The organism is Streptomyces sp. NBC_01478 (genome assembly GCF_036227225.1).
Lineage (GTDB): Bacteria > Actinomycetota > Actinomycetes > Streptomycetales > Streptomycetaceae > Streptomyces.
The window spans coordinates 4,823,588-4,841,444 of sequence record NZ_CP109444.1 but is presented as its reverse complement, the minus strand read 5'-3'; the positions used below and the strand labels follow the sequence as shown (position 1 = coordinate 4,841,444).

Here is a 17,857-nt window from a genome sequence, read left to right as displayed (position 1 = left end):
GAGTCTTCGGTGGGGACAGGAGGTCGGGCCTTGGCTTTGCCGACCGGTGATTCCTTCCACTCGATGTGGCGCGAGCTGCTTCCCATCGGAAGGCACCCCGACTCCGGCGGCTACCGCCGCTACGCCTGGACCGGTGCCGACGCCGAGTGCCGGGCCTGGTTCAAGGCGCAAGCCGAGACCCGCGGCCTGACCTACGAACTCGACCGCAACGGCAACCAGTGGGCCTGGCTCGGTGACCCCACCGCCGGGGACGCCGTGGTCACCGGGTCGCACCTCGACTCGGTACCCGACGGTGGCGCCTTCGACGGGCCCCTCGGAGTCGTCTCGTCCTTCGCCGCGCTGGACGAACTGCGCGGCAGGGGCGTGGAGTTCACCAGGCCGCTCGCCATCGTGAACTTCGGTGACGAGGAGGGCGCCCGCTTCGGGCTCGCCTGTGTCGGGTCACGCCTGACCGCCGGGCAGCTCACCGTCGAGCAGGCGCACCGGCTGACCGACGGCGACGGGGTCACGCTGCCGCAGGCCATGGCGGCGGCCGGTTACGACGCCGACGCCATCGGTCCCGACCCCGAACGGCTCGCCCGCATCGGCGCGTTCGTCGAACTCCACGTCGAACAGGGCCGCGCGCTCGACCTGTCCGGCGACCGGGTCGGCATCGCCAGCGCCATCTGGCCGCACGGGCGGTGGCGGTTCGACTTCCGGGGCGAGGCCAACCACGCCGGCACGACGAGGCTGGTGGACCGCCGTGACCCGATGCTGTCGTACGCCGAGACCGTGCTCGCCGCCCGGCGCGAGGCCCAACTCGCCGGTGCCGTCGCCACGTTCGGGAAGATCGCCGTCGAGCCGAACGGCGTCAACGCCATCCCCTCCCTGGTGCGCGGCTGGCTCGACTCCCGCGCCGCCGATCAGCAGACCCTCGACACCGTGGTCACCGGCGTCGAGAAGGCGGCCCGCGAGTACGCCGAAGCCCATGGCGTCGACCTGGACGTCGTCCGGGAGTCCTTCACCCCCGTCGTCGAGTTCGACCACGCCCTGCGCGACGAACTCGCCCGGGTCCTGGGCAGGACCGACGGCCAGGACACGCACCTGACCGTCCCCGTCCTCGGCACCGGTGCCGGACACGACGCCGGAATCCTCTCCGGGAGCATCCCGACCGCCATGCTGTTCGTGCGCAACCCCACGGGCGTCTCGCACTCCCCGGCCGAGTTCGCGGCCGAGGACGACTGCGTGGCCGGGGTGACCGCACTCGCCGACGTACTGGAAGGGCTGGCCTGCAGGTGACGCACCCCACCACGCATCCCACCACGCGGACGTACTGGCTGGAACACGCCTGGCTCGACACCAACGTCGAGCCGGGCGTCGCCCTGGAGGTGAGCGACGGACGGATCGCGGCCGTCCGCACCGAGATCGACACCCCGCCCCCCGGCGCCGAGATCCTCCGCGGACTCACCCTCCCCGGCCTCGCCAACGCCCACAGCCACGCCTTCCACCGCGCCCTGCGCGGCACCGTCCAGGTCGGCTCCGGCACCTTCTGGACCTGGCGCGAGGTGATGTACTCCTTCGCCGACCAGCTCACCCCGGACACCTACCACGCACTGGCCCGCGCGGTGTACGCCGAGATGGCGCTGGCCGGGATCACGGCGGTCGGCGAGTTCCACTACGTGCACCACGCCCACGGCGGCACCCCGTACGCCGACCCCAACGCCATGGGCGAGGCGCTCGTCGCCGCCGCCTCCGAAGCCGGTATCCGCATTACCCTCCTCGACACCGCCTACCTCTCCTCTGGCTTCGGACAGCCCCCCAACCGCCACCAGTTGCGCTTCTCCGACGGGAGCGCGGACGCCTGGGCGGAACGCTGTTCACTTCTCAAGGAACGGGATCACGCGAGGATCGGTGCCGCCATCCACTCCGTACGGGCCGTGCCCGCCGGTGAGTTGGCGACGGTGGCCCGCTGGGCCGAGGAGCGGCGGGCCCCGCTCCACGTCCACCTGTCCGAGCAGACGGCGGAGAACGACGCCTGCCGCACGGCCCACGACTGCACCCCGACCCAACTCCTCGCCGACCACGGGGTGTTGGGCCCGCGCACCACGGGCGTCCACAACACGCACCTCACGGACGGGGACATCGCGCTGCTGGGCTCCACCGGGACGGGCACCTGCATGTGCCCGACGACGGAACGGGACCTGGCCGACGGCATCGGCCCGGCGGTCGCCCTCCAGCGAGCCGGCTCACCCCTCTCCCTCGGCTCGGACAGTCACGCCGTCATCGACCTGCTCGAAGAGGCCCGCGCGATGGAGCTGAACGAGCGCCTGCGCACCCGCACCCGGGGTCACTGGACGGCGGCGGCCCTGCTCCGCGCCGCCTCGGCGGACGGCCACGCGGCACTCGGCTGGGACGAAGCGGGCAGCCTGACGGCAGGCGCCCTCGCCGACTTCACGACGATCGCGCTCGACTCGGTCAGGACAGCGGGCCCGCTGCCCAGGCTCGGCGCCGAGACGGCCGTATTCGCGGCGACGGCAGCGGACGTACGGCACACGGTCGTGGGCGGCCGGCACGTCGTACGCGACGGGGCGCACGCGCTCGTACCGGATGTGCCGCAGGCCTTGGCGCAGGCCGTGGAAGCCCTGCGCGCGTAGAGACGATCGCCGACCCCCGCACCCACGAGGACACGATGAGCAGCACAGTCAGCACTGTCATCACCAACATCGCCACGCTGGTCACCAACGACCCCTCCCTCTCCCTCGGCGGCGGCTCTCCCCTCGGTCTGATCCAGGACGCGGCCGTCGTCATCGACGGCGACCGCATCGCGTGGACCGGTGAAACAAGCAAAGCACCCGCCACTGACAATCGGGTCGACGCCGGTGGGAGGGCGGTCCTGCCGGGCTTCGTGGACTCCCACTCGCACCTCGTCTTCGCGGGCGACCGCACCCAGGAGTTCAACGCCCGCATGTCCGGGCGGGCGTACAGCGCGGGCGGCATCCGTACGACGGTCGCGGCGACGCGCGCGGCGAGCGACGCGGAACTGGAGGCGAACCTCACCCGTTACCTGGACGAGGCCCTCCGCCAGGGCACCACCACCTTCGAGACGAAGTCCGGCTACGGCCTGACGGTCGCCGACGAGTCGCGCGCCCTGCGCATCGCCGCCGCGCACACGGACGAGGTGACGTACCTCGGCGCGCACATCGTCTCGCCCGACTACGCCGACGACCCCGCCGCGTACGTGGCGCTGGTCACCGGCGAGATGCTCAACGCCTGCGCACCGCACGCCCGTTGGATCGACGTGTTCTGCGAGAAGGGCGCGTTCGACGGCGACCAGGCGCGCGCGATCCTCACGGCGGGCAAGGCGAAGGGCCTGCACCCACGCATCCACGCCAACCAGCTCTCCTACGGCCCGGGCGTCCAACTCGCCGTGGAACTGGACGCGGCGAGCGCGGACCACTGCACGCATCTGACGGACGCGGACGTGGACGCGCTGGCGGCCGGCCGGACGGTCGCGACTCTCCTCCCCGGCGCCGAGTTCTCGACGCGGGCGGAGTGGCCGGACGCGCGCCGCCTGCTGGACGCGGGCGTCACGGTCGCCCTGTCGACGGACTGCAACCCGGGCTCGTCCTTCACGTCCTCCGTCCCCTTCTGCATCGCGCTGGCGGTACGGGACATGGGGATGACTCCGGACGAGGCGGTGTGGGCGGCCACGGCGGGCGGGGCGGCGGCGTTGCGACGCGACGACGTGGGCCGGATCGCGGTAGGGGCGCGCGCCGACCTGACTCTGCTGGATGCGCCGAGCCATGTGCATCTCGCTTATCGGCCGGGGGTGCCGTTGGTGAGGGGGGTGTGGCGGCGGGGGGTGCGGGTGGTCTGACTGATGTCGCTGCACACGTCGTCCAAGAGGGCGGGGCGTGATTCCTTGGACTGCTTGTAAAGGAGTCTTTAGAAAGATAGCTTTAGATGCATGCCCGAGCTTACGCCCAAGCGCACCGTCCATCTTGCGGACCCTCACGCCCTGCGGGCCTACGCCCACCCCACCCGGATGAAACTCGTCGGGCTGCTGCGTGTTGAAGGGCCATTCACTGCGACCCGTGCCGCGGAGCTCACCGGCGAGTCCGTGGCGAGCTGCTCATACCACCTGCGGATACTCGCCAAGTACGGCCTGGTCGAGGAAGCCGAGGGCGGCCAGGGCCGGGAGAAGCCCTGGCGGGCCACGGCCCGCTACACCGACTGGCGGGGCGTCGACAGCGAGGCGGCCGAGACGCTCAACACTGCCGTGGCGGAGCGGTACTTCGAGTGGATGACCCACGCGGTCGAGACCCGGCACCAACTGCCGCGCGAGTGGCGCGAGGCGGAGCAGTTCGGCGACGACATCGTCTACCTGACGGCCGCCGAACTCGCCGAGGTAAGGGAACGGATCTCGGTGCTGCTGGAGTCCTACGGTGAGCGGTTCGACGACCCGTCACGACGCCCGGAAGGGGCCGAGCCGGTGACCGTGTTGCGCGTAGCGTTCCGCAACCGCCGGGGGGAAGCCGCATCATGAACCACCATCCGGGCTTGCACCTCCGCCTCCACGCCGCCCGCGCCGCCGATCTGCGCGCACAGGCCCGAGCTTGGGAGCTGTGCCGAACCGCCCGCGCCGACCGTCCGGTCCGGACCGGTACCCCGGTCCGGGCCCGCCTCGGCTGGCTACTGGTAGAGGCAGGTCTACGGCTCCTGCACTCGTCGGCGTCACCGCGCCCGACGGAAGGCTGAGAGGCGCAAGCTTTGGGCCCCCTTTTTGGTGTCTGAGTTGGTTGTGGCCGTGCTTCCGCGAACTCTCGTACGGCTGGTCGCCGAGGGCGCGCATCGACTTCACCGTCGGGGGCCCCGTGCCGGGGAGGGCCGATTTTCATGGGCCGCTTGTGCGCTGAAAGCGCGGTGAGGGCGTCGTGAAACCGGGTGGGCGCAGGCTCTGTTCCAGAAGGAAGGCGAACCGAGTCCCGACCGGGGCCGCGCCCGATCCCAAGGAGTAGACCATCATGGCCATCACCCTTACCGACCAGGACAAGAACACCCTGCGTACCGCCGCGTACGGCGCCGTCACCCTCCTGTCGGCCGCCGGTGCCGTCGCCGGTTCGCCGCACCGGATCGCCACCCAGGGCAGCCTCGCGCTGAGCTCGGCGACCGGCCAGGTCGGCCACGTCCTCGCCGAGAACTCCAAGATCGCTCACCTGGACGGCAAGTCCGTGGCCGAGATCGCCGACCACGTGCTGCCGGCCCTGACCAGCGCGATGAGCCTGCTCACGAAGCAGGATCCGGCGGAGGCCGACAACTTCCGCAGCACCGTCCTGGTCGCCGTCGAAGCGGCGGTCCGACCCAAGAAGGGCGAGCCGAGCCCGGTCATGGCGGAGATGGTCCGCAAGATCACCGCTGCCCTCGACGCCGCGTGATCGGGTGACCGCCGGTCGAGAAGGTCGCTGGTACCGGGGCGACTGTCACGTGCACTCGGTGTGTTCGCACGGCGGTGAGCTGACGCCGGAGAGTCTTGCCGCCGAGGCACGGGCGGCCGGGCTGGACTTCCTGGCCGCCACCGAGCACAACAGCGCGGATACGCATGGCACGTGGGGTCGCTACGGCGGTGACGACCTGCTGGTGATCCTGGGGCAGGAGGTCACCACCCGTACCGGGCACTGGCTCGCGCTCGGTGTCCGGTACGGGCAGGTGGTCGACTGGCGGTACGGCGTGCGGGACGAGGTGATCGACCGGCATCTCGACGAGGTCCGTCGCGGCGGTGGGCTGTGTGTGGTGGCCCATCCGCACGCGCCGTACGACTCGGGGACGTTCCTGTACCCCCACGAGGGGTTCGACGCGGTGGAGGTCTGGAACGGGGCGTGGAGTTCGGACCTGCCCTGGCAGGCGGACAACGAGGCGGCGTTGGCGGAGTGGGGGCGGTGTCTTGAAGCGGATGTCAGGCGCGGCGCTTGGCGGCCGGCGATGGGCAACAGCGACGCGCACCTGTCGGGGCAGATCGGCGTTCCCCACACCGTCGTGCGGGCCGGTGAGCTGAGTACGGCCGCGGTGCTCGCGGGCATTCGCGCCGGGCGGAGTTGGATCGCCGGGTCTGTCGACGTCGAGTTGTCGTTCGAGGTTTCTGCGGGTGCTCAACGAGTTGGTATCGGTGAGCAGTTGGAGCGCTTTGACGGACCGGTGGTGGCTCGGGCGGGTGTGTGTGGGGTGCCTTCGGGGGTGGTCAGTTTTCACACCGAGCGGGGGAGGACCCACGTTGCTTCGCTGTCTGCTGCGGGAGGGGGCGCGGTGGAGTGGCGTACTAGCGCGCGGGAGTCGGCGTTCGTCCGGGTCGAGGTGCGTCATCCTGGCGGGAGCATGGCGGCGCTGAGCAACCCGATCATTCTTCGCTGACGAACAGGCCCGACTTCACGCCGTGTATGAGGTGGGTCAACGGGGTGGCGGTGGTGGTGAGTTCGGTGTTCGGGGTGTCGCTTTCACGGAGGTGGAGGGTGTTGGGCGTGGCGGCGAGTTCGACGCAGGTGTCCCCATCGCTGCCGTCGGAGAAGGTGGACTTTTGCCAGTGCTTGTTCTGGGGCATGTAGGTCCTCGCGATTCCTTCTGCCGGGGTGCCCTTGGTCAGCTAAGTGTGAATCGGCCGGCTTTGATGCCACGTATGAGGTGAGTCAAAGGGGCGGTGCTGGTGGTGAGTTGGGTGGTGGGGGTGTCACTCTCGCGGAGGTGGAGGGTGTTGGGGGTGGCGGCGACTTCGACGCAGGTGTTGCCTTCGCCGCCGCCCGAGAAGGTGGACTTCTGCCAGTGCAGGGCATGGGTCATGGCGTGCCTCACAGCTCCTTCACCAAACGGTGGATGAGGTCTCGTGACGCCGTGGGGTCCAGCGACGCCGTTTGTACCCTACGGAAGAGCGTTCGGAGTCGATTCAACTCCGCCTGTGCATCGATGAACATCGTCCCGGTGGGAGCGTCGAGCAGCCCTGTGTCGAGTCGGGGCAGTGGGCCACCCATGTGCATCATCGAGGCGTCGGCACCGCCAAAGCCGTCCTGGTCGGTCGGGATGACGCGCACGGTGGCGTGCCCCTCCTCGATCTCGGCCAGGATGCGGCGGAGTTGAGCGATGGATGCCTGGCGGTCGGCCACGCGGATGCGCAGCGCGAACTCGTGAATGATCGTCTCGTACGGCGTCGGGTTGTCGCCCTCGATGACGGCTCGCCGTTTCATCCGGTGGTCCACCCGGGGTGCCAGCTCGCTCTCGGGCAGTTCCGGACGCATGTACCCGAAGACCGCCCGCGCGTAGTCCGGTGTCTGGAGCAGCCCCGGGACGTGTGTGATGACGACTTCCCGCAGGAACTGCGCGTGGTGCTCTGCCTCGGCCACGTCCAGGTTCACCTGGGGCAGGACTCCCTTGTACTCGTCCCACCACCCGCGTGTGCGCTCGGTCGCCATCGCCACGAGGGCCTCGATCAACTCCTCGTCCGTGCAGGCGCAGTGGGCCGCGAGCCTGCGTAGCCGCTCCTCGCTGATCGCTGAACTGCCGGCTTCGATCTGGCTCATGTGTGCCGAACTCGACCCAAGGAGCCCGGCGATCTCTTTGGCCGGCTTGCCTGCGGCCTCCCGCAATTTGCGCAGCTCGGAACCCAGACGCACATGTCGGGCGGTGGGCTGGTTGCGCATGGTCATCCGAGTAACTGCCTCTCTGGGACTCCTCGTTCGGGGGTCAGATTACGCGAGGCGGTTGCGAGGGTACGAATTTACACCCCACTGTCGGTGATGCCACGCACACGCTGCGGAAGCGCACCGCTTCGTCCTGCCATGGCGGATGCGGCACTGCCACCGCGCGCACCCAGCACCCACCGCCCGGAGCTGCCGCATGCCCGAAACCGAGCCCGAATCCGAAACCGAGCCCTGGGAGTACTCCCTCTCCGTCCCGCACGACCGCCGTGCCGTCACCGTCTGCCGCCGCACCCTCCGCCTGGTCCTCACCGTGCACGGCCTCATCCGGGTCGCGGACACCGCCGAACTCGTCGCGACGGAGCTGGTCGCCAACGCCGTACTCCATACGAAGGGGCCGGTGATGCTCCGCGTGAGCTGGTCGGCGGGGGTGCTGCGGGTCGGCGCGTGGGACGCGGATCCCGAACCCCCTGAGCCGCCGGGCCAGTTGGCGGACCTGTTGGACGCCGAGGCAGGCCGAGGTCTCGCTCTGGTGCGGGCCTGCGCCGATCTCTGGGGCTCGCAGCCGTTGTCGAGGAACGGGCGGCGCGGCAAGTACGTGTGGTGTGACCTGGACGCCGCCTAGATCGTTGATCACGTCGAATTGATCGGACAGAAAGGAGAGTTGATGGTCGCCTCGTCGCACGAGGCGCTGCACCGGATCTTCCAGAAGGATCCCGCGCTTCTGACCCGTGCTCTGCAGGGCGTCTTAGGGATCCCCTTCCCCGAACCACGTGAGTTCGCCGCCATGAACGTGGACCTCACCGAGATCGAACCGGTCGAGAGGCGCGTGGACACGTTGCTCCGCGCGGAGACCGACGACGGGGCCTACCTCCTGGTCGTCGAGTCGCAGAGCGACATCGACAAGCGGAAGCGCGGTAGCTGGCCGTACTACCTCAGCTGTCTGCACGAGAAGTACCGCTGCGAACCCGTACTCATCGTCATCACCCAGAGCCATGCCACGGCCCGCTGGGCGGCGGAGCCCATCCATCTCGGGGTACGCGGATGCCCCTCGCTGACGGTGCGACCGTTCGTCCTGGGACCGGACAACGTGCCGGTGATCGTGGACGACCGGGAGGCCGAACGGGACGTACCCCTTGCGGTGCTTTCGGCGATGACACATGGCAAGGGTCCGCAGGCCGCCGTCATACTGGAATCCCTGGCAAACGCGCTGCGGACCATTGACCCGGACAGTGCCGCGGTCTTCGTGCAGTTCGTCGACTCATGCCTGGCAGACCGCCAGGCCCAGCAGATGTGGAGGGACCTGATGACGGCGATCCAGTACTTCTGGCGGCACCCGCTGGCGGAGCAGGTGCGGGACGAAGGGCGGGCAGAGGGGTGGTCGGCAGCCATTCTGCGTACCCTCCAACGGCGTCAGATCGATATCCCCGACGGCGTCCGCGCCCGCATCCTCGCCTCCACCGACCTCGACGAACTCGGCACCTGGCTCGACCGTTCCCAACAGGTGACCGACGCGATGGATCTATTCCGCGACGACTCCTGAGCCGTGCGGAACATCCAGTATTTCTGGCGGCACCCGCTGGCAGAACAGGGACGCGAGCAAGGCCGACGGGAGGGACGCGAGCAAGGCCGACGGGAGGGACTCGCTCAGGCACGCGCGGAGATCGTTCTGCGAATCCTCCGCGCACGTCAGATCGACGTCCCCGACGGCGTCCGCACCCGCATCCTCACCTCCACCAACCCCGACGAACTCGCCACCTGGCTCGACCGCTCCCACGACATCACCCACGCAAGGGAGTTGTTCACCGCACCGCGCTGTCCAGATGAGCGATGACAGCAGGCACGTCGTCGCTCTCGGTGTGCCGGATCAGTTCCAGCGCCGGGCGGACCAGCGCCCCCGGCCGGGCGATCAGCCGGGCGAGTACGGCGGCGCGGATGTCGAGGCGTTCGATGGTCTCCGCGCGTTCCGCCTCGCTCTGTCCCGCCAGCAGCACCGCGTTGTGCCACGCCTCCGCGCGGGACTGGACGATGCTGAAGTCGAGGATCCGTTCGTCGGTGCGGCCGCCGACCCGGTCCAGCAGGGACAGGAGTGGTGACACCGCGTCGACCGAGTCCTGCACCGCCAGCACCACCCGCGCCAGGATGTCGTTGATCAGCAGGAAGTCGTGTCGCAGCGCCTGGATGTCCGTGCCGGGGTCGGTCCCCGCGGCGGCGACGGCCAGGTCGAGGTTGATGTGCGCGTTCACGCCGAGGATCAGGTGCTGGACGATGACCGTGTCGGAGTCGTCGAGCAGGCCGAAGGTCTCGCGCCAGCAACGTGGTCCACTGCCGTCGCGGAGCCACGCGTCGTGCGCGGCGAAGTAGCGGTTCCCGAAGAGCGTGTCGAAGCGGTCCATCCGCGGGCCGTCCTCGAACTGTCCCTCGTGGATGGCCTTACGGATCTCGACGGTCACCTGCCGGTACAGGGCCGCGAAATATCCGATCCGGTCACCGGCCCGGGTCGCCTCCCGCACGATCTCCGCGAGCCCGTCCACGACCTCGTCGATGTTCTGTGCCGCCATGCCCAACTCCCTTTTGCCGGAGCCTCAGTTCGGACTGCTGCCCAGTCTCACCGACAACGCCCGCTCCGGTACGGCACTCCGCCTCACCCCGCCCGCCACCGCTGCTCCGCGCCCCCGCTCAACGGCACCAGCGACACCCCGTCCCCGTCCGCCGGCGCCATCCCCGTCAGGATCGCGATCGCCGGGCGGATCACCCCGTCGGCGTCCACCGTGAACCTCAGGTTGTCGCCGTGATTCCCGTCCACCGAGTCGCACTCCCAGATGCCGACCCCCTTGTCCACGGACCCCCGGCTGTCCAGGCACAGGTCGGAGTCGGCGGACGACTGCACCACCCCGCGGGCCGAATCCACCCGCCACAACTGGGTGTCGGACGAGGTGCAGGCGGCCGTGATCACATCCGTGCCCTCCGTCAGGTCGCCGTCCCGGATGTCCAGGCACCGGCCCGTGGAGACGTTCACGACCTGGGCGTACGTGCCGTTCGGCGCGTGAGCCGGCGGAGTCGGGGAGGGGGTGGGGCTCGCCGAGCGCGTCGGCTTCTTCGAACTCCCCGTCGGGGACGGTGACTTGGAAGGGGATGCCGACGGTGTCACCGGGACCGTCGCCGTCACCGTCACCTCGGACGGGGTCGACGGGATCGCCGCCGTGCCCGCCGCCGTTCCCGGACGCGGCGTCGACCCACCCGGCCGCAGCAGGAAGAACAGCAGTGGCACCAACGCCACCCCGAGCGCCGCCGAAGTCAGCACCAGCCGACGCGAGGGTGTCCAACTCGCCCGATTTCCCGGAGAGTTGCCCTTCACCTCCGCGCGACCACTCATCGCGTACGACGTCCCCGCCCACGGCAGCAGCCCCTCCGCCAGCGTCGCCCGCGGAGCGTCCCGCAGCGCCGTCAGTTCCTCGTACCCGCCCGTGCAGTGGGCGCAGTGCGCCATGTGCGCGTGCAGGTCGGCGCTGTCGCGGGGATGGTCGGGGCGTACCGACTGCTCGATCAGGCGCCGGAAGTCACCGCAGCGCGGGTCGTCGGAGGCGGCCAGGCGGGACTTCAGGCAGGCCTGGGCCATGGCCTGGAGGGCCGGTTCGGCGCCGTGGACGACGTCTTCGTGGGTGAGGCCGAGGAAGGCGGCGGTCACGGCTTCCGGCTCCTGCTCGACGACGCCGTACCAGACCAGGCCCTGGGCGCGGGACGGGAGCGAGAGGAACGCCGGGAGCATCGACGGTGCCGGGTCCGTCGTGTTCAGGAGCAGGAGGAGGCCGGAATCCAGGCCGGCCGAGCGGTCGTCCAGGGACCACGACGCGGCCACCCGCACGGTCAGCAGCAGGAGTTGGTGCCGCCAGGGGACTCCCGGGTCCGCGCCGCGTGCCGTCTCGCGGGCCGCGAGGGTGAACGCCTGCGCCGCCAACTGCCGTGCCGCCGACTCGCTCGTGGTGCACAGACGGGCGTAGGACAGCACGGACGGCTGGTGCCGGGTGCGGAGTTCCTGGAGGGCCGGGTAGAGCGTGGAGGTGTCGGCGCGCAGCAGTTCCGTGAGCCGTGCGTCGGAAGCGCCGGCGGGCGTGTCGCCGTACTCGTCGGAGTGAACCATTCACCCGTCTCCTCGCGCCCGTCCTGACGGACCAGCCAGTTTGTCGGGTGACCATAGTGGTGGAAGGCGACCGGTGGGGAAAGAGGTTTCTGTGGGTAACCCCGGGAACGGTACGGGGAGTCCGGGAACGCCTGAGCGCGGCGCACACACGCGCGCCGCGCTCAGCACAGGCAGGACGGACCGGATGTCGGCACCCGGTACCAGGTCAGGGGACTACTCCTCGACCGTCAGTCCCCTCCGCAGCCGTACCAGGGTCCGCGACAGCAGCCGCGACACATGCATCTGCGAGATGCCCAGTTCGTCGCCGATCTCCGACTGCGTCATGTTGGCGACGAAGCGCAGCGAGAGGATCTGCCGGTCCCGGAAGGGGAGTTCGGCGATCAGCGGCTTCAACGACTCGACGTACTCGATGCCTTCGAGTCCGTGGTCCTCGTAGCCGATACGGTCCGCGAGCGCGCCCTCGGAGTCGTCCTCCTCGGGCTGGGCGTCGAGTGAGCTGGCCGTGTAGGCGTTCGACGCCGTCATGCCCTCGACGACCTCGTCACGGGAGAGCTTCAGGCGCCGGGCCAACTCGTCCACGGTGGGGGCGCGGTCGAGTTGCTGGGCCAGTTCGTCGCCGGCCTTGGCCAGGTCGAGCCGGAGTTCCTGCAGCCGGCGCGGTACGCGCACGGACCATGAGGTGTCGCGGAAGAAGCGCTTGATCTCACCGACGATGGTAGGCATCGCGAAGGTGGGGAACTCGACGCCGCGGCTGAGCTCGAAGCGGTCGATCGCCTTGATCAGGCCGATGGTGCCGACCTGGATGATGTCCTCCATCGGCTCGCTGCGCGAGCGGAAGCGGGAGGCGGCGAACTTGACCAGCGCGAGGTTGAGTTCGACGAGCGTGTTGCGGACGTACGAGTACTCGTACGTCCCTTCCTCGAGCGACTCCAGCCGCGCGAAGAGGGTCTTCGAGAGGGCGCGTGCGTCGACGGCGCCGATCTCGTCGTACGGGGGGATCTCGGGGAGCCCCTCGATGGGATTGGGATCCAGTTGTGCCGGTGGGGGTGTCGACGTCGCTGCCGGGGTAGGCGATGCGTCGAGCCGGGGTGACATGGCGTCCTCCATCGTTGTCGGCATATGGCTGCCGAAGCCGGTGCGTGCACTGCGGAGTGCGGCGCCTCCAAAGCCGGTCTTGTCGGTGGTGTCGAATGTCCAAATACTTGTCTCTACTAGCCCTACCCGCTTTCCGGAGCCCGCCGCAAGTGCGTTATGTGGCCATATGTCCATTTGTGGGCGGTTGTTCGGGTGTTGGAGAGTGTGAGGAAGGCGTAGTGTTCCAGGGCGAACGTCAACAGCCACGACCTCGGGAGAGAGAGACGGCATGGACCGCGGGACGGTCGGCAGCGCACAGTCTGGCCGGCTTCTGGTCGAGGTGCGGAAAGAGGGCCTCAGCGCCGTCGTGACACCGGCGGGTGAGTTGGATCACCACACCGCCGATCTGTTGCGGGAGCCGCTGGAGGACCTGCTCGCCCATGGGTACGCACGGCTCGTCGTGGACTGCTCACGGCTGGAGTTCTGCGACTCCACGGGCCTGAACGTACTGCTCGGCGCGCGCCTGAAGGCGGAAGCCGCGGACGGCGGGGTGCACCTCGCGGGGATGAAGCCCGCGGTGGCACGCGTGTTCGAGATCACCGGGGCGGATGCGGTCTTCACCGTCCACGACACCCTTGAGGCCGCTCTCGCCGACGAATAAGGGGTGTTTTGCCGGTTCGCCAGGGCAGGAGAACATCTGAACCTGTCGGGAACCGGAGCGACGAAAATGCATCTGATCCACGTACTGACTCTTGAACGCGTACCGACTCTTGAATCGTGAACCGGTGAATCGGTGAGGTGAAGCGCTGATGAGCACCACCCGGCCCTACCCGCCGGGCGACCGCCCGGAGCCCGGTGGCGATTCCGCGCCGCCCGCCGGGGGAGACGCCGAGCCCGCCACGGGCCGCGACACCCGCAGGCTCAGTTTCGCGGGTGAGAGCGGGGTCGTACCGCTGGCCCGCGACTTCGCCCGCCAGGCCCTGTACGCCTGGGGCTGGCTGCCCGCCGAGGGTGCCGACCGACGCGCCGCCGCCGAGGACGTGCTCCTCGTCGTCTCCGAACTGGTCACCAACGCCTGCCTGCACGCCGAGGGCCCGGACGAGATGTGGATCACCTGCGACAAGAAGGTGATCCGGGTCGAGGTCTCCGACCGCGGCGCGGGCCAGCCCGCCCCCAGAACCCCGCACCGCGCGGGCCGCCCCGGCGGCCACGGCATGTTCATCGTGCAGCGACTGTGCCTGGACTGGGGTGTCGTCCGCACCCCCGGAGTCACGGGCAAGACGGTATGGGCGGAGCTGGGCGCGCCGGCCTAGGCGCCGCCCGGGCTGCTCGCCCGACCTCTTCACGCAACCTCTTCACGCACGCCGGATCGTCACAACTCCGACGTGCGACTTGTCTTCCTTCCTCACGGCCCCCGGCGTACCTTGACGGCCGATCTGATGTGCCGTCAGGAATGAGGGGACCGTGTCGTACCAGAAACGAACCGCAGCGCTCGCGTCCGTCGCGGCCCTGGCCGGCTCGGCGGTATTCATGGCCGCCCCCGCAGCCCGGGCCGACGTGGTCGACGTCAACTACAAGTGCCAGACGCCCATCGGCGTCAAGACCGCCGTCTCGCCGATCGACATCAAGGGCGTCAAGAGCGGCAGCGGCTACCAGCTCACCATGTCCTGGCAGAAGGGCGTCTCCTCCAGCCCCGTCGAACTCGGCAAGGGCGCGATGAGCCCGAGCGCCACCATCAAACTGGGCGGCGCGGACAGCGGCACGGTCTCGGTCTCGGGCCCCGCCAACGCGGCCGCGATCCCCGCCAACACCCCCATCAAGATCAACGACTTGACGGGCACGTACACCCCGAAGGCGAGCGGCAAAGTCACCTTCACGGCGGCCGTCCTCACCATCAAGGCCCTCGGTACGACGACGACGTGCACCCCCACCAACAGCCCCGGCCCGTCCCTCACGCTGGACGTCACGGCGGCAGGCGGGTCATCCGGTTCCACGGGCTCCTCGGGCTCCACGAGTTCCTCGGGCTCCACGGGCTCCGACACCGGTACGGACTCCGGCGGCACCCTCCCGAAGACCGGCCCCGACGACTCGGTCGTCGCCCTCGGCACGCTCGGCGGCACGGTGCTGCTCGCGGGCGCGGCGGGCACCCTGTGGCTGACCCGGCGCAACCAGACGGCCCGCGCCCGCCGCTGACAGCCCCGGCGAGCCCGCTGCGGTGGCCGAACGCCCGCACACGGAAGTCGAGTTGATGGGATGACGGGAGCGGTGACGTGAGCGGCAAGGTACGGATCCCGGCGCTGGTGGCGGTGCTCGCTCTGCTCCTGCTGCCGTTGACGGGGACGATGCCTGCCTCCGCTGCGGGCGGTCCGGACGTGAAACTCTCCAAGTCGCAGGCGGGGGCGGGCGGTTCGATCACCGTCTCCGGGAGCGGTTGGCGGGCGCACGCCCTGCTGATGGTGCTGATCTGCGGGCAGGCGACGCCGGCGCGCGGGGTGATCGGCGGGACCAACTCCTGTGCGAACGCGGACGGCAGAGCCGTCACGACGGACGCCAAAGGGGTCTTCAGCAAGAAGCTGCCGGTGTCCGAGCCGCCGGTGCCGTGCCCGTGCGTGGTGCATGTGGCGACGGTGACGGGGGCGAGTGCGTCGGCGGACGCGGTCTTCCAGGTCGCGGGTCACGCGATCGAACCGCTCCCCGCCGAACCGTCGGCCGGACGCCTCTCGGTCCTGTCCGACCCCCGACTGGACGGTTCGAGCGGGCTGTTGACCTGGTTCGGGGCACCACCGTCCCGCACGCTGGTCTTCACCGTCGGCAACGCGGGCTCGTCAGCCGTCAAGAACCCCGTGTTCCAAGTCGGCACCTCCCACGGGGTGTTCGCACCGCAGTGGGACGACCAGCAGTTCAGCGGCACGATCGCGCCCGGCGGGAAGGCGGAGATCAGACTCCCGGTCGAGCTGTCGGCCGGCGCGCACGGCGACTACGTCGTCTCGATGAAGTACGGCGGCCGGGTGCTCGCCGAACAGCCGTGGGGCGTGGGCCGCCCCTGGGGCGTGACCCTGTTCTGGATCCTGCTCTGCGTGGTCGTACCGGCGGCGGTGTTCCGCGTCGGCATGGCCGTGGTGGACCGGATACGGCCACGACGAGCGGGCCGCAGCACGGGCCCGCCCCGGCACCGGGCCCTGCGCATGCCCACTCAACTCACCCTGCACATGCCGAGGTTCGGCACGGCGGCTGCCCCGCAGGAAGCCGCCCCTGTGACCTCGACCCTGCCGTGGTTCACCCCGGACTCCGATCCGGGCACGGCCGGTCGGCTCTCCGCACCGCACGACGACAGTCCGACGAGTCCGACGACTCCCACCAGGAAGGGACTTACGTGAGCAAGCCAAGGAGAGTCATACCGGCCGGCGGAGGCGGTGTACGGAGAGCGGGCGCGGCCACGTTCGCGCTGGTCCTCGGCGGCGCGGGCCTCGCGCTCGGGCTGAGCGCCCAGGCCGCGCAGGCCGCGGAGGTGTCCTACGCCACCCACTGCGTGCCGCCCGCCGGCATCGACCCGGTCGACGGCACCACCAAGGTCGAGATCACCGCGCCGGCTTCGGCGAAGGTGGGTGACACGGTCGACGTCGTCTGGAAGTTCACCCAGGCCGCGTCCAAGAACCCCGACATCATCGACCTCCCCGCCAACTCGGTACAGCCGTCCGGGACGTTGAAGGCGGCCGGCGCGCAGACCGCCGACATCGCGATGGTGGGCCCGCGCGAGAACCCGGCGATTCCCAAGGGCGCGGTCATGACCCTGTCCGACATGAAGGGCACGCTGAAACTGACGACGGCGGGGGCGGTCACGCTGACTCCGGACGCGTACACGGTCAACGCGTTCTCGACGGACACGAAGTGCGCGCCGACGCAGACGGTCTCGCCTTCGGCGACGATCAACGTGACGGCGGGGGACGGCAGTTCGTCCAGCACGTCCCCGTCCCCGTCGGGCTCTACGTCGGCCTCCGCGTCGGCATCGCCCAGTGACTCGGAGTCCGCGTCCGAGTCCGCTTCTGCGAGCCCCAGCGACGGCACCGGTCAGACCGACTTCACCGGCAAGGAGGTCTCCGTCCCCTACGCGTGCAAGACGCCTATCGGTGACAAGAACGCGACCTCGGCCGTCCAGATCAACGCCAAGAAGGACGGCGGGAGTTACGACCTCACCGTGCAGTTCAAGGGGTCGGTGATGGACAGCCCCGCCGACATCCCGGCGGACTCGGTGAAGCCGTCGATGGAGGTGGTCCTGGGCGGCGCCGACACGGGCACGGTCCACGTCGAAGGCCCGACCAACTCCGCCGCCATCAAGTCCGGCGACCCGATCGAGATCCCGGACCTGACCGGCACATACAAACCCGGCGCGAGCGGTACGTCGACACTGGCGCCCGGCGTCCTCACGGTCAACGCCCTTGGCACGACGACGACTTGCACGCCCACGGAGTCGAAGGTCTCACTGACCCTCGACACCACGGAACAGGCGAGCGGCGCGGCCGGCGGTTCCTCCACATCGGGCGGTACGTCGACCTCTTCATCGACCTCGGGGGGCTTGGCGGAGACCGGCTCCGACAGCCACGGCGGCCTGAAGGCGCTCGGCCTGGTCTCCGGTACGGCGATCCTGCTTGGTGTGGCGGTGTTTACGTTCATGCCGGGGCGGAGGCGGGTGCGGTAGACAAGTGCGGGTTGGGCCACTCGCTTCTTTGTCAGTGTCGGGCTTCCTCGGCCCGAGTAAAGGGCGCTCCCTGCGGTCGCGTCGGCTGCGCCGATTCCGCTGCGCTCCACCCTTGACTCGGTCCGCTCCAGCCCGTTTGAGAAGCGAGCGAGCGGCCCGGAGGAATGGGTGGCCGAGGCATGAGTTCCCTTGCCTGTACTGCGTTGTGGGCCGGGGTAGAGGGGCGCGCTGGCGTCTCGCCTGCACGCCGGGCTGGCTCAGCGGCCAACGGCGGGTGGGGACTTCGGT

At 69.8% G+C, this 17,857-nt stretch carries 20 protein-coding genes; 14 read left to right on the top strand and 6 right to left on the bottom strand.

Annotated elements, in window-relative coordinates; translation table 11 throughout:
• Window positions 1–9: 9 nt before the first annotated feature.
• The 6 genes from OG223_RS21690 to OG223_RS21665 all read left to right on the top strand — a co-directional run bounded on the left by OG223_RS21690 (window position 10) and on the right by OG223_RS21665 (window position 6,384).
• Window positions 10–1,278 (top strand): allantoate amidohydrolase, encoded by a 1,269-nt coding sequence (locus tag OG223_RS21690; protein WP_443073731.1) that lies wholly within the window; start codon window positions 10–12, stop codon window positions 1,276–1,278.
• Window positions 1,275–2,633, top strand: a complete 1,359-nt coding sequence (locus OG223_RS21685; RefSeq protein WP_329251062.1) for a formimidoylglutamate deiminase — start codon at window positions 1,275–1,277, stop codon at window positions 2,631–2,633. Before OG223_RS21690 ends, OG223_RS21685 begins: the two co-directional genes overlap by 4 nt.
• Before the next feature lie 35 nt (window positions 2,634–2,668).
• Entirely contained in the window at window positions 2,669–3,856 is a 1,188-nt protein-coding gene (gene hutI, locus OG223_RS21680; RefSeq protein ID WP_329251060.1) for an imidazolonepropionase, read from the top strand.
• A gap of 90 nt (window positions 3,857–3,946) precedes the next feature.
• Window positions 3,947–4,525 (top strand): winged helix-turn-helix domain-containing protein, encoded by a 579-nt coding sequence (locus OG223_RS21675; RefSeq protein ID WP_329251058.1) that lies wholly within the window; start codon window positions 3,947–3,949, stop codon window positions 4,523–4,525.
• A 478-nt stretch (window positions 4,526–5,003) separates the two neighbouring features.
• A complete protein-coding gene (locus OG223_RS21670) occupies window positions 5,004–5,414 on the top strand; it encodes a hypothetical protein (protein ID WP_329251055.1) in 411 nt (136 codons plus the stop codon).
• Window positions 5,415–5,463: 49 nt separating this feature from the next.
• Entirely contained in the window at window positions 5,464–6,384 is a 921-nt protein-coding gene (locus OG223_RS21665) for a CehA/McbA family metallohydrolase (RefSeq protein ID WP_329251054.1), read from the top strand.
• On the opposite strand, the gene OG223_RS21660 is transcribed toward OG223_RS21665, so the two are convergent.
• Genes OG223_RS21660 through OG223_RS21650 form a run of 3 tightly spaced genes read right to left on the bottom strand, consistent with a single transcriptional unit; the run spans window position 6,371 to window position 7,667 of the window.
• Window positions 6,371–6,571 carry a DUF397 domain-containing protein gene (locus OG223_RS21660; RefSeq protein WP_329251051.1) on the bottom strand — a complete coding sequence of 67 codons (201 nt, stop codon included), beginning with the start codon at window positions 6,569–6,571 and terminating at the stop codon, window positions 6,371–6,373. The two genes, OG223_RS21665 and OG223_RS21660, sit on opposite strands and share 14 nt — an antisense overlap.
• Window positions 6,572–6,609: 38 nt before the next feature.
• Window positions 6,610–6,807, bottom strand: coding sequence for a DUF397 domain-containing protein (locus OG223_RS21655; protein WP_329251049.1), 198 nt, complete (start codon window positions 6,805–6,807; stop codon window positions 6,610–6,612).
• A gap of 8 nt (window positions 6,808–6,815) precedes the next feature.
• Window positions 6,816–7,667 carry a helix-turn-helix domain-containing protein gene (locus tag OG223_RS21650; protein ID WP_329251046.1) on the bottom strand — a complete coding sequence of 284 codons (852 nt, stop codon included), beginning with the start codon at window positions 7,665–7,667 and terminating at the stop codon, window positions 6,816–6,818.
• A gap of 190 nt (window positions 7,668–7,857) precedes the next feature.
• Between OG223_RS21650 and OG223_RS21645 the strand changes: the two genes are divergently transcribed.
• From OG223_RS21645 to OG223_RS21635, 3 genes are read left to right on the top strand one after another with little or no spacing between them, the layout of a single operon-like run.
• Window positions 7,858–8,283 (top strand): ATP-binding protein, encoded by a 426-nt coding sequence (locus OG223_RS21645; RefSeq protein ID WP_329251043.1) that lies wholly within the window; start codon window positions 7,858–7,860, stop codon window positions 8,281–8,283.
• A 42-nt stretch (window positions 8,284–8,325) separates the two neighbouring features.
• Complete coding sequence (locus OG223_RS21640; protein WP_329251040.1) at window positions 8,326–9,201, top strand: hypothetical protein; 876 nt, start codon at window positions 8,326–8,328, stop codon at window positions 9,199–9,201.
• A 3-nt stretch (window positions 9,202–9,204) separates the two neighbouring features.
• Window positions 9,205–9,492 carry a hypothetical protein gene (locus tag OG223_RS21635; protein WP_329251038.1) on the top strand — a complete coding sequence of 96 codons (288 nt, stop codon included), beginning with the start codon at window positions 9,205–9,207 and terminating at the stop codon, window positions 9,490–9,492.
• Here OG223_RS21635 and OG223_RS21630 read toward each other — a convergent pair.
• From OG223_RS21630 to OG223_RS21620, 3 genes are all read right to left on the bottom strand, one after another.
• Complete coding sequence (locus OG223_RS21630) at window positions 9,461–10,219, bottom strand: DUF5995 family protein (protein WP_329251035.1); 759 nt, start codon at window positions 10,217–10,219, stop codon at window positions 9,461–9,463. The genes OG223_RS21635 and OG223_RS21630 overlap by 32 nt on opposite strands.
• A gap of 83 nt (window positions 10,220–10,302) precedes the next feature.
• Entirely contained in the window at window positions 10,303–11,799 is a 1,497-nt protein-coding gene (locus OG223_RS21625; RefSeq protein ID WP_329251032.1) for an RICIN domain-containing protein, read from the bottom strand.
• Window positions 11,800–12,012: 213 nt separating this feature from the next.
• Entirely contained in the window at window positions 12,013–12,894 is an 882-nt protein-coding gene (locus tag OG223_RS21620; RefSeq protein WP_329251030.1) for an RNA polymerase sigma factor SigF, read from the bottom strand.
• A 268-nt stretch (window positions 12,895–13,162) separates the two neighbouring features.
• Here OG223_RS21620 and OG223_RS21615 point away from each other — a divergent pair, with 268 nt between their 5' ends.
• The 5 genes from OG223_RS21615 to OG223_RS21595 all read left to right on the top strand — a co-directional run bounded on the left by OG223_RS21615 (window position 13,163) and on the right by OG223_RS21595 (window position 17,569).
• Complete coding sequence (locus OG223_RS21615; RefSeq protein WP_200682607.1) at window positions 13,163–13,534, top strand: STAS domain-containing protein; 372 nt, start codon at window positions 13,163–13,165, stop codon at window positions 13,532–13,534.
• 148 nt (window positions 13,535–13,682) lie between these two features.
• Window positions 13,683–14,186 carry an ATP-binding protein gene (locus OG223_RS21610; protein ID WP_329251026.1) on the top strand — a complete coding sequence of 168 codons (504 nt, stop codon included), beginning with the start codon at window positions 13,683–13,685 and terminating at the stop codon, window positions 14,184–14,186.
• A 151-nt stretch (window positions 14,187–14,337) separates the two neighbouring features.
• Window positions 14,338–15,066: an LPXTG cell wall anchor domain-containing protein gene (locus tag OG223_RS21605; RefSeq protein WP_329251023.1), complete on the top strand. Its 729-nt coding sequence runs from the start codon at window positions 14,338–14,340 to the stop codon at window positions 15,064–15,066.
• A gap of 77 nt (window positions 15,067–15,143) precedes the next feature.
• Window positions 15,144–16,250, top strand: coding sequence for a hypothetical protein (locus OG223_RS21600; protein WP_329251020.1), 1,107 nt, complete (start codon window positions 15,144–15,146; stop codon window positions 16,248–16,250).
• The gene (locus OG223_RS21595; RefSeq protein ID WP_329251017.1) at window positions 16,247–17,569 is read left to right on the top strand and encodes a hypothetical protein; all 1,323 of its coding nucleotides are present in this window, start codon (window positions 16,247–16,249) and stop codon (window positions 17,567–17,569) included. The genes OG223_RS21600 and OG223_RS21595 overlap by 4 nt, the downstream gene beginning before the upstream one ends.
• Window positions 17,570–17,857: the final 288 nt, after the last annotated feature.